We start from the raw sequence: 12,552 nt of genomic DNA on the forward strand, positions 1-12,552 counted from the left end.
TAATGTCCGTTCTCGTCGACAAGAACACCAAGGTCATCTGCCAGGGCTTTACCGGTAATCAGGGTACGTTCCATTCGGAACAGGCGATCGCCTATGGCACGAAGATGGTCGGCGGCGTGAGCCCCGGCAAGGGCGGTTCGACGCATCTCGGCCTTCCGGTCTTCGATACGGTGGCGCAGGCAGTCGAGAAGACCGGCGCGACCGCGTCGGCGATCTATGTGCCGCCGCCTTTCGCGGCCGATGCGATCCTCGAGGCGATCGATGCCGGCATCGAACTTGCCGTCTGCATCACCGAAGGCATTCCCGTTCTCGATATGGTCAAGGTGAAGCGCGCGCTGCAGGGCTCGAAGACGCGCCTCGTCGGGCCCAACTGCCCCGGCGTCATCACGCCCGGCGAGTGCAAGATCGGCATCATGCCGGGCCACATCCACAAGCCGGGCTCGGTCGGCATCGTTTCGCGTTCGGGCACACTCACTTATGAAGCTGTGGCGCAGACCACGGCGGCCGGCCTCGGCCAGACGACCTGTATCGGCATTGGCGGCGACCCGGTCAACGGCACCAATTTCATCGACTGCCTTGAGATGTTCCTCGGCGATCCGGCGACGACCTCGATCATCATGATCGGCGAAATCGGCGGCTCGGCCGAAGAGGACGCGGCCGAATTCCTGAAGGCTTCGAAGGTCAAGAAGCCGGTCGTCGGCTTCATCGCCGGCGTCACGGCCCCTCCGGGGCGCCGTATGGGCCATGCGGGCGCGATCATTTCCGGCGGCAAGGGCGGCGCGGAAGACAAGATGGAGGCCATGCGCTCGGCCGGAATCACCGTCGCCAAGTCGCCTTCGGCGCTCGGGACCACGCTGGTCGAAGTTCTGAAGGGCTGATTTCCGGCTGTTTCCGGCGATTTTCGTGGGGTTTCCGGGTTTTCCGGGAGCCCCGCGGCGCATTTGGAACCCTTTGTTGAGGCCCGGCCTGCTAATTTGTCATCGAGTTACTATATTCTGGTTCTCCAGGGTTGATTTGCGCGCTTATCTGGTTTGGTTCCAGAATGTGCCTACAAGGCAAATCGCGTTGACGCTGGATTGCCTCTCTGGCAAATTTCGATCATGAAACTCTCCGAATGGCTTGAAACCAACAATCTGACGGCGAGCGCCTTTGCCGAGCAGTTGGGTGTTTCCGTGTCCACGGTCACGCGCTGCATGAACGGCCAGCGGCGGCCGGAATGGCCGACGCTCGACGCCATTCTCAAGGCGACGGGCGGTGCCGTGACGCCCAATGATTTTCTCTCCGGCGAAACAGTTCTCCCGGCGCCCGCGGTTTCCGCGGCGGCGCCTTCGTCACATGGATCGGTTCCGATGAGCAGCAACGGCGCGAATGACCGCTTCGAGCGGACATCCTTTCTCTACGGCGCCAACGCCGTTTTTGTCGAAGGGCTCTACGAAAAGTACCAGCACGACCCGCAGTCGGTCGATGCCGAATGGCGCGAATTCTTCGACGGCCTTGAAGACAGCCCGGAAGATGTGTTGCGGGAAGCGCGCGGCGCATCGTGGCGGCGCGACGACTGGCCGCCTGCCGTCAATGGCGAGCTTGTCAGCGCGCTCGATGGCAATTGGGATGTGCCGGAATTCGTCGCCGGCAGCATGAAAGCGAAGATTGCCGAGCGCGCGCCTGCGGCCAGTCTGGACGAAATCCGCGCCGCGACGCTCGATTCCGTCCGTGCCCTGATGATGATCCGCGCCTATCGCATTCGCGGTCATCTCGATGCCGATATCGATCCGCTCGACCTGCGCCCGAAGTCGCAGCATCCCGAACTGCAGCCCGAAAGCTACGGGTTCGGACCAGACGATCTCGACCGTCCGATCTTCATCGACAATGTGCTCGGTCTCGAAACCGCGACCGTGCGCGAAATGCTCGACATTCTGCGCCGTACTTATTGCGGCACGCTCGCCGTCGAGTTCATGCATATCGGCGACCCGGAAGAAAAGGCCTGGATACAGGAACGCATCGAGGGGCCTGACAAGGAAATTTCCTTCACCGACATGGGACGCTCGGCAATCCTCGACAAGATGATCCAGGCCGAAGGCTTCGAGAAATATTGCGGCGTCAAATATGTCGGCACCAAGCGCTTCGGTCTCGACGGCGCCGAAGCGATGATCCCGGCGCTTGAACAGATCATCAAGCGCGGCGGTGCGCTGGGCGTGCGCGAAATCGTTTTCGGCATGGCGCATCGCGGCCGTCTCAACGTTCTCGCCAATGTGATGTCGAAGCCCTACCGCGCAATCTTCCACGAATTCAAGGGCGGCTCGTCGAATCCCGAAGACGTCGACGGTTCGGGCGACGTCAAATATCATCTCGGCGCCTCGTCGGACCGCGAGTTCGACGGCAACAAGGTGCATTTGTCGCTCACCGCCAATCCGTCGCATCTCGAGATTGTCGATCCGGTGGTGCTGGGCAAGGCGCGCGCCAAGCAGGACCAGCATCACGACCGCCAGCGCGGTTCGGTCATTCCGCTGCTCATTCACGGCGATGCGGCGTTCGCCGGCCAGGGGATCGTCGCCGAATGTCTCGGCCTTTCCGGCCTCAAGGGGCACCGCACCGGCGGCTCGATCCATTTCATCATCAACAATCAGATTGGTTTCACGACGAGCCCGATCCACAGCCGCTCCTCGCCCTATCCCTCCGACGTTGCGAAGATGGTGCAGGCGCCGATTTTCCACGTGAACGGCGACGATCCGGAAGCGGTGGTTCACGCCGCCAAGATCGCCACCGAGTTCCGGCAGCGCTTCAACAAGCCCGTCGTCATCGACATGTTCTGCTATCGCCGTTTCGGTCACAACGAAAGTGACGACCCGAGCATGACGCAGCCCTTGATGTATCAGAAGATCAAGGACCACCCGACGACGCTGCAGGTTTATTCGGACAGGCTGGTGCGCGAAGGTCTGATGACGCGGGAGGATGTCGACGCGCGTCTCGCCGCCTTCCGCAAGGAGCTCGACGGCGAGTTCGAGGCGTCCAACAGTTTCCGCCCCAACAAGGCCGACTGGCTCGATGGGCGCTGGTCCGGCTTCGGCCGCGCCGAAGGTGAGGCGCGGCGCGGTGAAACGGAAGTTGAGCTCGATACGCTGCGCGAGATCGGCCGCAAGATTACCGAAGTGCCGGAAGGCTTTCACGTTCACAAGACGATCCAGCGTTTCCTCGACAACCGCCGCAAGACGATCGAAAGCGGCGAGGGGATTGACTGGTCGACGGCGGAGGCCCTGGCATTCGGCTCGCTTCTGGAGGAAGGCATCAAGGTTCGTCTCTCGGGGCAGGACAGCGAGCGCGGCACCTTCGTGCAGCGTCATTCGGTCCTCAACGATCAGGAAACCGAAGAGCGCTATGTGCCGCTCAACAGCATCTCGGAAGACGCCGAGTTCGAGGTCATCAACTCGATGCTCTCGGAAGCGGCCGTGCTCGGCTTCGAATATGGTTACAGCCTCGCCGAGCCCAATGCACTCGTCTTGTGGGAAGCGCAATTCGGCGATTTCGCCAATGGTGCGCAGGTCGTGATCGATCAGTTCATCTCGTCGGGCGAGCGCAAATGGCTCAGGATGTCGGGTCTCGTGTTGCTGCTGCCGCATGGCTATGAGGGGCAGGGCCCGGAACATTCCTCAGCGCGCCTCGAGCGCTTTCTGCAGTCCTGCGCCGAAGACAACATGCAGATCGTCAATTGCACGACACCGATGAATTATTTCCATGTCCTGCGCCGGCAGATGCATCGCAAGTTCCGCAAACCGCTCATCATGATGACGCCGAAGTCGCTGCTGCGTCACAAGCGCTGCGTCTCGAAGATCGAGGAGTTCGGTCCCGGCTCGTCGTTCCACCGTGTGCTGTGGGACGATGCCGCGCTTCTGCCCGACCAGAAGATCAAGCTGGTGGCCGACAAGGAGATCAAGCGCGTCGTTCTGTGCACCGGCAAGGTCTATTACGATCTCTATGAGGAGCGCGAGCGGCGCGAGATCAACGACATCTACCTGATGCGCGTCGAGCAGCTTTATCCCTTCCCGGCAAAATCGTTGATCACCGAGCTGTCGCGCTTTCCGCAGGCCGAATTCGTCTGGTGCCAGGAAGAGCCGAAAAACATGGGTGCCTGGTTTTTCATGGAGCCCAATATCGAATGGGTGCTCGACCATGTCGGCGCGCGCTATCGCCGCGCCTCCTATGTCGGGCGGCCGGCCTCGGCGGCGACGGCCACGGGCCTCCTCAGCAAGCACAATCAGGAATTGAATCAGTTTCTTTCGGAAGCACTGAAGCTCGATTGAGGCTTCGGGGCAGTTCCGGTTTCGGAAAGGCGAGAGACGAATGGCGACGGAAATTCGCGTGCCCACGCTGGGCGAATCGGTGACGGAGGCGACCGTCGCGCAGTGGTTCAAGAAGCCGGGCGATCAGGTCACGGCCGACGAGCCGCTGGTCGAACTCGAGACCGACAAGGTGACGGTCGAAGTGCCGGCGCCGGTATCCGGCGTGCTCGGTGAAATCATGGTCAAGGACGGCGAGACGGTCGAGGTCGGCGCGCTGCTCGGCGAAATTGGCGAAGGCAAGGGCAAGGCCGCCGCGCCTGTCGCCAAAAAGGAAGAGCCAAAAAAGGCCGAAGCACCGAAGGCCGAACCCAAACCCGAGCCGAAATCCGAAGCGAAAGCACCGGCAAAGCCCGCCGATGCCGCGCCCTCGCCGGCGGTCCGCCGCGTCGCGGCCGAGAACGATCTCGACGTCTCGAAGGTTGAAGGGACGGGCCGCGGCGGCCGCGTCACCAAGGAAGACGCCGAGGCGGCCGTGAAGGCGAAGCCCGCCAGCGCCCCGGTTCAGGCACGCGCGCCCCGCGACGAGACGGCGCGCGAGGAACGCGTGAAGATGACGCGGCTCCGCAAGACCATCGCGACGCGTCTCAAGGAAGCGCAGAACACGGCGGCCATGCTCACCACCTTCAATGAGGTGGACATGACCAGCGTCATGGCGCTGCGGTCGCAATACAAGGATCTCTTCGAGAAGAAGCATGGCGTGCGCGTCGGCTTCATGGGCTTCTTCGTCAAGGCCTGCATCCATGCGCTGCGCGAAATCCCGGCCGTCAATGCCGAGATCGACGGCGAGGAGATGGTCTACAAGAATTACTACAATATCGGCGTTGCGGTTGGCACCGATCGCGGCCTTGTCGTGCCGGTGGTGCGCGACGCGCAGGACATGTCGCTGGCCGAGATCGAAAAGGAAATCAATGCGCTTGGTAGCCGCGCCCGCGACGGCCAGCTCAAGCTTGAGGAATTGCAGGGCGGCACCTTCACGATTTCGAATGGCGGCGTCTATGGCTCGCTGATGTCGACGCCGATCCTCAACGCGCCGCAATCGGGCGTGCTCGGCATGCACAAGATCCAGGAACGACCGGTGGCGATTGGCGGCAAGATCGAAATCCGCCCGATGATGTATCTGGCGCTCTCCTACGATCACCGCATCGTCGACGGCAAGGAAGCGGTCACCTTCCTTGTGCGCGTCAAGGAATCGCTCGAAGACCCGCAGCGCCTGCTGCTCGACCTCTGAGGTAGATCAATGGCTGACGCATTCGACCTTGTGGTGATCGGCGCCGGGCCGGGCGGCTATGAATGCGCGATCAAGGCGGCGCAGCTCGGCCTTTCGGTCGCCGTCGTCGAGAAGCGCGACCGCCTCGGCGGCACCTGCCTCAATATCGGCTGCATTCCGTCGAAGGCGCTCTTGCATGCCTCGGAGCTTTTCCACGAGGCGGGGCATTCCTTCGAGGGCATGGGCATCGATGTCGGCAAGCCGAAGCTCAATCTGAAACAGATGCTCGCCTTCAAGGACGAAGCGGTCGACGGCAATACCAAGGGCGTCGAATTCCTGTTCAAGAAGAACAAGATCGAATGGGTGAAAGGCGAGGGCGTCATCGAAGCGCCCGGCAAGGTCAAGGCCGGCAACCGCACGCTCGAGACGAAGAACATCGTCATCGCCACCGGCTCCGATGTCGCGCAGCTGCCCGGCATCGAGATCGACGAAAAGACCATCGTTTCCTCGACCGGCGCCATCGCGCTTGAAAAGGTGCCGGGCAAGCTCCTCGTCATCGGCGGTGGCGTCATCGGCCTCGAGCTCGGCTCGGTCTGGGGCCGCCTCGGTGCCGAAGTGACGGTGGTCGAATTCCTCGACAATATCCTCCCCGGTACGGATGGCGAGGTCGTCAAGAATTTCACCCGCATCCTCAAGAAGCAGGGCTTCGCGCTCAAGCTCGGCACGAAGGTGACGAAGGTCGAGAAACAGAAATCGGGGCTCAAGGTTTCGGTCGAACCGTCCAAGGGCGGCGACGCCGAAACGCTCGACGCCGATGTCGTGCTCGTTTCGATCGGCCGCGTCGCCTATACCGCCGGTCTCGGCCTCGACAAGCTGGGCGTCAAGACGGACAAACGCGGCCGCGTCGAAATCGACGCCGGCTACAAGACGAATGTCGACGGCATTTATGCGATCGGCGATTGCGTCGCCGGTCCGATGCTCGCCCACAAGGCGATGGAAGAGGGTGTGGCGCTTGCCGAACAGCTCGCCGGCCATTACGGCGCGGTCAATTACGACGTCATTCCGGGCGTCGTCTACACCTCGCCGGAAGTCGCCTCGGTCGGCAAGACCGAAGAGCAGCTGAAGGAAGCGGGCATCGATTACAATGCCGGCAAGTTTCCCTTCACGGCGAATGGCCGCGCCAAGGCCAACAAGACGACCGAAGGCTTCGTCAAGATTCTCGCCGACAAGAAGACCGATCGCGTGCTCGGCGTTCACATTGTCGGCGTCAATGCCGGCGAGATGATCGCGGAAGCCGCCATCGCGATGGAGTTTTCGTCAAGCTCGGAAGACATCGCCCGCATCTGTTTCGCGCATCCGACGATGTCGGAAGCGGTCAAGGAAGCGGCGCTGGCGGTCACCGGCCTGCCCATCCATATGTGAGACGCAAGCTCAAACGGGCTTTAGCGGCACCGGCTCGCCCGGTGGCGGTTCCATGCGGATTTCGTCGCCGGGTCTCACCTCGCCCGCCGCAATGACGATCCCCATGATGCCGGCCTTGCGGATCAGGTTTCCTTGCGCGTCGCGATCGAGAACGGCGTTCATCAGACCGGGTTCGATGCCGTCGAGCTGCACACAGGGATTGCGTAATCCGGTGACTTCCACAATGGCGCTCGTTCCCAGCCGAAGCTTCGTCCCCGCGGCAAGCGCCAGCAGGTCGATCCCCCGCGTCGTGATGTTTTCGCCCATGCGCCCCGGCACGACGCTGAAGCCCTTGTCCTCCAGCTCGTCCAGCAGCTCGGCATGGATCAGGTGAACCTGACGCAGGTTCGGCTGCGACGGGTCGCGCGCGACGCGGGAGCGGTGTTTCACCGTCTTTCCCATATGGGCATCGCCCTCGACGCCGAGGCCAGTGAGCAGTTTGATGCACCCGGCATTCGGCTTTTGCATCGTATGCGTCGCGCTGACACTGACCGCCGTCACGATGCCATCTATTTTCATTCCCGCTTCACCTTCGCCTTGTCGTAAATCTCCAGCAGCCGCGCCGGGTCGACTTCGGTGTAGACCTGCGTCGTCGACAGGCTGGCATGGCCGAGCAGTTCCTGGATCGCGCGCAGGTCGCCGCCGCCGGCCAGCAGATGCGTCGCAAAGCTGTGGCGCAGCGCATGCGGGCTCGCCGTGTCGGGCAGGTTGAGGCCGCGCCGGAGATCGATCATGGTCTGGCGCACCTGCCGCTGGTCGAGGCGTCCGCCCCGCGCGCCGACGAAAAGCGGATCGTCCGGCGCCAGCGCATGCGGACAAAGCGCCAGATAGGCCTCGACCGCCTCGCGCGCCGCCGGCAGCACCGGCACCAGCCGCTCCTTGTTGCCCTTGCCGGTGATGCGCAGCACATCCTTCAGCGGCGCGTCCTTGCGATCGAGCCCCAGCGCCTCGGAGATGCGAAGCCCGCAGCCATAAAGCAGCGTCAGCACCGCGACGTCGCGCGCCGCCTTCCACGGCGCGATTTCGGCGCCGCGCGCGCCGTCGAGCAGCGTCTCCGCGCCCTTCATTGTCAGCGGTTTGGGAATGCCGTGCGGCAGTTTCGGCGAGCGCAGCGCCTTCAGCGTCGCGCTGGCGGCAATGCCGGTTCGGTCGAGAAAACCGTAAAAGGAGCGCAAGCTCGACAGCGTCCGCGCGATGCTGCGGCTTTTCAGGCCCTCGCCCCGGCGATGGCTGACAAAGGCGCGAAAATCGCGCAGCTCAAGTGCTGCCAGCGCCTTCAGGTCGGCCGGTCCGCCCAGATGATCCACCAGGAATTCGAAAAAGCGCGTCAGGTCGCGGTGATAATTGACGAGCGTCGCGGCGCTGACGCGGCGCTCGCCCATCAGATGGGCATACCAGTTGCGGATTTCGCGGCGTGCGTCGTCCTGAGCGGGGATCGTCCGCGCGGCCTCGTCGGGCGCGGGCGCGCCCGTCACCTCGCGGGCGGCAGGTCGAGCCATTGGTGCACGCAGCGCTCGACGATGCGGGCGAGGAACTCGAGCAGATCGACCGCCTGGTCGGGATGGAACTGTTCGGGATCGAAGCCGCCCAGCGCCAGCAGGCCCGGCGGGGTTGCCGGCGAGAAGTCGAGGCGCACCAGCGCTTCGGAATTGACGTCCTCGGCAAGCCCGCCATAAAGCCCGCGGCTGCCGCGCACATGGGCGGCAAGGCGGCAGTTTTCGACAGGCCCGAGAATGCGGTCGACGCCGCCCGGTTCCAGCACGCGCACGCCGCGAATGCCGATGCCGGCCACGCCGTTCGTCGTCTCGATGCAGAGCGTCGCGGCGCGCACGCCGAGTACGCGGGCAAGGCCGTCCGGGCCCGTCGCATATTCGATGAAATGCTCGAAGCTCTTCGCGTCGAGCAGGCGCAGGGCGGCGGCATGAACCTGCTCGCGGGCGAAGCTGTTCAGCGACGAGGCCTCGATGAGGTCGGACTGGATGTCGCGCAGCATGCGCACCTGGTTCTGCAGCCGGCCGATCATGAAATGCTGCATGTCGAGCACGTTGCGGCCGGTCGATTGCGAGGGTGGCACGAGCGTGGCGATCAGCTCGGGATCGTTCGCCAGCAATTCGGGATGCCGCCTCAGATAGGCAGTGACGTCGCCTGCCGTGATGGCGAGCGGGGCGTCTTCGATGCGGTGGGCTTCCGGTCGGTCATTGTGCTGGCTCATGGCCTCAGCATCTCCCAGAGAGCGTTTCCAGTTTCTTTCGGCGGACGCATTAATTCGTGCGGTCAGAGAATTTTCTGTCCGGTTTTTTTCCAGTCGGCGAGGAAGAGCTCGATGCCCTTGTCGGTCAGCGGATGCTGAACAAGACCTTTCAGCACCGAAGGCGGCACGGTGGCAACGTCGGCGCCGGCGATCGCGGCGTCCTTGACATGATTGGCGTTGCGAATCGAGGCGGCGAGAATCTCGGTCGTCAATGCAGGGTAATTGTCATAAATGGTGCGGATCTCGTGAATGAGCTCCATGCCGTCGATATTGACGTCGTCGAGGCGGCCGATGAAGGGCGAGACGAAGGTCGCACCGGCCTTGGCGGCCAGCAGCGCCTGATTGGCCGAGAAGCACAAGGTTACGTTTACCATCGTGCCCTCGCCGGTCAGCACCTTGCAGGCTTTGAGCCCGTCCCAGGTCAGCGGCACCTTGACCGCGATGTTGGTCGCGATCTTCGCCAGCTTGCGGCCTTCGGCGATCATGCCGGCCGCGTCGAGCGCCGTCACCTCGGCGCTCACCGGACCCTCGACCACGTCGCAGATTTCGGTGACGACCTCGATGAAGTCGCGTCCCGATTTGGCGATCAGCGAGGGATTGGTCGTGACGCCGTCCAGAAGGCCCGTATCGGCAAGTTCGCGAATGTCGGCAATGTCGGCGGTGTCGACGAAGAATTTCATATGTGTGTCTTCTGCGGGCGAGGGAAGGACGCGATGTCTCGGTTCGGCGGACAGTCTAGAGCGTTTCCAGGCGAAGTGCCTCCTTAAAAACAAAGGGGGCGGTTCGCCGTCCGGAAACGCGACAAATCAAAAAACCTGGCGCAGTTGAGCGATTCAGAGAAAAGCGAAACTGCTCCGGTCCAGTCGCGGCTGGAAGGCATGTCCTTTTGCCTCGTCGCGCGACCTCTTGCAAGGCAAGTCGTGCCGCTTGCTTTATGAGGCGTTACAGTGTCGCCTCGGTTTTGAATTGACCCGCTTTTCGCGGACCCGCCCGAGCAATCGCCTGAACAATCGCCCAAACAATCGTATGGCCTCCGAAATATCCACAAGCCCCGTCGCCGCCAGCGTCGCCGTTCTGGTGCCGCTGGCGTTGCCGGAGCCCTATGATTATGCGGTGCCGGCGGGATTGACGCTGTCGCCGGGTGATTATGTTGTGGTGCCGCTCGGCGCGCAGCAACTGATCGGCGTCGTCTGGGGGCCGGCCGCGGGCGGGTTCGACCGGAAAAAGCTCAAAGCCGTTGCCGAGCGGCTTGACGCACCGCCCATGCCCGAGGCGCTGCGCCGTTTCATCGACTGGATTTCCGGCTACACGCTCGCTCCGCGCGGCTCGGTCCTGCGTCTGGCCATCCGCGCGCCCGGCGCGCTCGAACCGCCGCGGCTGCGAATCGCCTACCGGCTCACCGACGCGCGGCCGGCGCGCATGACGCCGGCGCGCCTGCGCGTCGTCGAAACGGCCGGCGACGGCTTTGCCCGCACCATCCGCGAGCTTGCCGGCGAAGCGGGCGTGTCCGACGGCGTGGTGCGCGGACTGGTCGAGGCCGGCGCGCTTGCTGCCGTCGAGATGCCGGCCGAGGCGCCGTTCCCCGCGCCCGAACCGGATACGGTCGGCATGGTGCTTGCGCCCGATCAGGCCGAAGCCGCCGCCGTACTTGTCGCGCGCGTCGCCGAGGATCGTTTTTCTGCGACGCTGCTCGACGGCGTCACGGGATCGGGCAAGACCGAAGTCTATTTCGAAGCCGTCGCCGAGGCGCTCAGGCGCGGGCGCCAGGTCCTGATCCTGCTGCCGGAAATTGCGCTGACGCAACAATTTCTCGACCGCTTCGAGGGGCGCTTCGGCTGCCGCCCGGCCGAGTGGCATTCCGATCTCTCGACGCGCGAGCGCGCCCGCGTCTGGCGCGGCGTCGCCGAGGCGCGCGCGCGCGTCGTGGTCGGCGCGCGCTCGGCGCTCTTCCTGCCCTTTTCCGAACTCGGCCTCATCATCGTCGACGAAGAACACGAAGCCGCCTTCAAACAGGAAGACGGCGTTCCCTATCACGCGCGCGACATGGCCGTGGTGCGCGCCTCGCTCGGTGCGTTTCCGATCGTGCTGAGTTCGGCCACACCCTCGCTCGAAACGGTCGTCAATGCCGATCAGGGACGCTACCGGCGGCTGCGTCTCGAGGCGCGGCACGGGGTGGCGGAGATGCCGAGCATCGAAGCGATCGACATGCGGCGCGATCCGCCGGAGCGCGGGCGCTGGCTGTCGCCGCGCCTCGTCATCGAAATGACGCGGGCGCTCGAAGCCGGCGAACAGGCGATGCTCTTTCTCAACCGGCGCGGCTATGCGCCGCTGACGCTCTGCCGCACTTGCGGTCATCGTTTCGAATGTCCGCAATGTTCGAGCTGGCTCGTCGAGCATCGTTTCCGCCGCGAGCTTGCCTGTCATCATTGCGGCTACACCGCGCCGGTGCCGACGGCATGCCCTGCCTGCGGCGAGGAAGACGCGCTGGTCGCCTGCGGTCCGGGCGTCGAGCGCATTGCGGAAGAAGTGACGGCGCTTTTTCCGCAAGCGCGCATCGCCGTTATTTCCTCCGACAATCTGCGCGGGCCGGCGGCGCATCGCGCGGCCTTCGCCGCCATCGAGGCGCGTGAGGTCGACATCATCGTCGGTACACAGATTGTCGCCAAGGGCCATCACTTTCCCTGGCTGACGCTGGTGGGGGTGGTGGATGCCGATCTCGGTCTCGAAAACGGCGATCTGCGCGCCGCCGAGCGCACTTTCCAGTTGCTGCAGCAGGTGGCGGGCCGGGCGGGGCGCGCCGAGCGGCCGGGCCGGGTGCTGCTGCAGACATATATGCCCGACCACAGCGTCATGCGGGCGCTGGTGTCGGGCGACCGCGACACGTTCCTCGATCGCGAAGCGCAAGCGCGGGCGCGCGTCCACCTGCCGCCTTTCGGGCGGCTCGTCGGCGTCGTCGTCGCGGCGGCCGATGCCGATCTCGCGCGGCGCACGGCGCGCGAGATGGCCCGGCGCGTGCCGAAGGCCGAGGAGGTATCGGTGCTGGGGCCGGCGCCCGCGCCGATGGCGCTGCTCAGGGGCCGCACGCGGCTGCGCTTTCTCGTCAAGGCGGGGCGCAACGTCAATGTGCAGGCCTTCATGCAGGCCTGGCTCGGGCCGATCAAGCTGCCCACCGCGGTCCGCGTCTCGGTCGATATCGACCCCTACAGCTTCATGTAAGAGAGGCCCTTACCTGCCGCGTCAGGCAGACGCTGCGGCAGGCCTCGTGTGAGCCCGTGAGAGCGCCCAAAATGCCGCAGGCA

At 64.1% G+C, this 12,552-nt stretch carries 9 protein-coding genes; 5 read left to right on the forward strand and 4 right to left on the reverse strand.

Translation table 11 applies throughout. The features are described 5' to 3' along the window. The first annotated feature begins 2 nt into the window (after nucleotides 1-2). The 4 genes from sucD to lpdA all read left to right on the forward strand — a co-directional run bounded on the left by sucD (nucleotide 3) and on the right by lpdA (nucleotide 6,963). The gene (gene sucD / locus WEB61_RS10475) at nucleotides 3-878 is read left to right on the forward strand and encodes a succinate--CoA ligase subunit alpha (protein WP_368064286.1); all 876 of its coding nucleotides are present in this window, start codon (nucleotides 3-5) and stop codon (nucleotides 876-878) included. A 222-nt stretch (nucleotides 879-1,100) separates the two neighbouring features. Further along, nucleotides 1,101-4,295, forward strand: coding sequence for a 2-oxoglutarate dehydrogenase E1 component (locus WEB61_RS10480; protein ID WP_368064287.1), 3,195 nt, complete (start codon nucleotides 1,101-1,103; stop codon nucleotides 4,293-4,295). A 40-nt stretch (nucleotides 4,296-4,335) separates the two neighbouring features. Continuing rightward, nucleotides 4,336-5,562 carry a 2-oxoglutarate dehydrogenase complex dihydrolipoyllysine-residue succinyltransferase gene (gene odhB / locus WEB61_RS10485; protein ID WP_368064288.1) on the forward strand — a complete coding sequence of 409 codons (1,227 nt, stop codon included), beginning with the start codon at nucleotides 4,336-4,338 and terminating at the stop codon, nucleotides 5,560-5,562. A gap of 9 nt (nucleotides 5,563-5,571) precedes the next feature. Further along, the gene (gene lpdA / locus WEB61_RS10490) at nucleotides 5,572-6,963 is read left to right on the forward strand and encodes a dihydrolipoyl dehydrogenase (RefSeq protein ID WP_368064289.1); all 1,392 of its coding nucleotides are present in this window, start codon (nucleotides 5,572-5,574) and stop codon (nucleotides 6,961-6,963) included. Between the two features lie 9 nt (nucleotides 6,964-6,972). On the opposite strand, the gene WEB61_RS10495 is transcribed toward lpdA, so the two are convergent. The 4 genes from WEB61_RS10495 to fsa all read right to left on the reverse strand — a co-directional run bounded on the left by WEB61_RS10495 (nucleotide 6,973) and on the right by fsa (nucleotide 9,933). Continuing rightward, nucleotides 6,973-7,470: an MOSC domain-containing protein gene (locus WEB61_RS10495; protein WP_368064294.1), complete on the reverse strand. Its 498-nt coding sequence runs from the start codon at nucleotides 7,468-7,470 to the stop codon at nucleotides 6,973-6,975. Nucleotides 7,471-7,517: 47 nt separating this feature from the next. Next, complete coding sequence (locus WEB61_RS10500; RefSeq protein WP_368064290.1) at nucleotides 7,518-8,501, reverse strand: tyrosine recombinase XerC; 984 nt, start codon at nucleotides 8,499-8,501, stop codon at nucleotides 7,518-7,520. Then, on the reverse strand, nucleotides 8,474-9,214 hold the full coding sequence (locus tag WEB61_RS10505) for a DUF484 family protein (protein ID WP_368064291.1): 741 nt from the start codon (nucleotides 9,212-9,214) through the stop codon (nucleotides 8,474-8,476). Before WEB61_RS10505 ends, WEB61_RS10500 begins: the two co-directional genes overlap by 28 nt. Nucleotides 9,215-9,276: 62 nt before the next feature. Continuing rightward, nucleotides 9,277-9,933, reverse strand: coding sequence for a fructose-6-phosphate aldolase (fsa, locus tag WEB61_RS10510; RefSeq protein ID WP_368064292.1), 657 nt, complete (start codon nucleotides 9,931-9,933; stop codon nucleotides 9,277-9,279). A gap of 346 nt (nucleotides 9,934-10,279) precedes the next feature. On the opposite strand from fsa, the gene WEB61_RS10515 reads away from it, so the two are divergent. Continuing rightward, entirely contained in the window at nucleotides 10,280-12,469 is a 2,190-nt protein-coding gene (locus tag WEB61_RS10515; protein WP_368064293.1) for a primosomal protein N', read from the forward strand. The last annotated feature ends 83 nt before the right edge of the window (nucleotides 12,470-12,552 follow it).

It is taken from the genome of Parvibaculum sp. (genome assembly GCF_040882025.1).
Lineage (GTDB): Bacteria > Pseudomonadota > Alphaproteobacteria > Parvibaculales > Parvibaculaceae > Parvibaculum.

What these genes read in the sequence shown, in the direction of transcription:
- odhB (WP_368064288.1), top strand. Translation starts at nt 4,336, where the DNA reads ATGGCGACGGAAATTCGCGTGCCCACGCTGGGCGAATCGGTGACGGAG.
- fsa (WP_368064292.1), bottom strand. Translation starts at nt 9,933, where the DNA reads ATGAAATTCTTCGTCGACACCGCCGACATTGCCGACATTCGCGAACTT.
- WEB61_RS10495 (WP_368064294.1), bottom strand. Translation starts at nt 7,470, where the DNA reads ATGCAAAAGCCGAATGCCGGGTGCATCAAACTGCTCACTGGCCTCGGC.
- sucD (WP_368064286.1), top strand. Translation starts at nt 3, where the DNA reads ATGTCCGTTCTCGTCGACAAGAACACCAAGGTCATCTGCCAGGGCTTT.
- WEB61_RS10480 (WP_368064287.1), top strand. Translation starts at nt 1,101, where the DNA reads ATGAAACTCTCCGAATGGCTTGAAACCAACAATCTGACGGCGAGCGCC.
- WEB61_RS10515 (WP_368064293.1), top strand. Translation starts at nt 10,280, where the DNA reads ATGGCCTCCGAAATATCCACAAGCCCCGTCGCCGCCAGCGTCGCCGTT.
- lpdA (WP_368064289.1), top strand. Translation starts at nt 5,572, where the DNA reads ATGGCTGACGCATTCGACCTTGTGGTGATCGGCGCCGGGCCGGGCGGC.
- WEB61_RS10500 (WP_368064290.1), bottom strand. Translation starts at nt 8,501, where the DNA reads ATGGCTCGACCTGCCGCCCGCGAGGTGACGGGCGCGCCCGCGCCCGAC.
- WEB61_RS10505 (WP_368064291.1), bottom strand. Translation starts at nt 9,214, where the DNA reads ATGAGCCAGCACAATGACCGACCGGAAGCCCACCGCATCGAAGACGCC.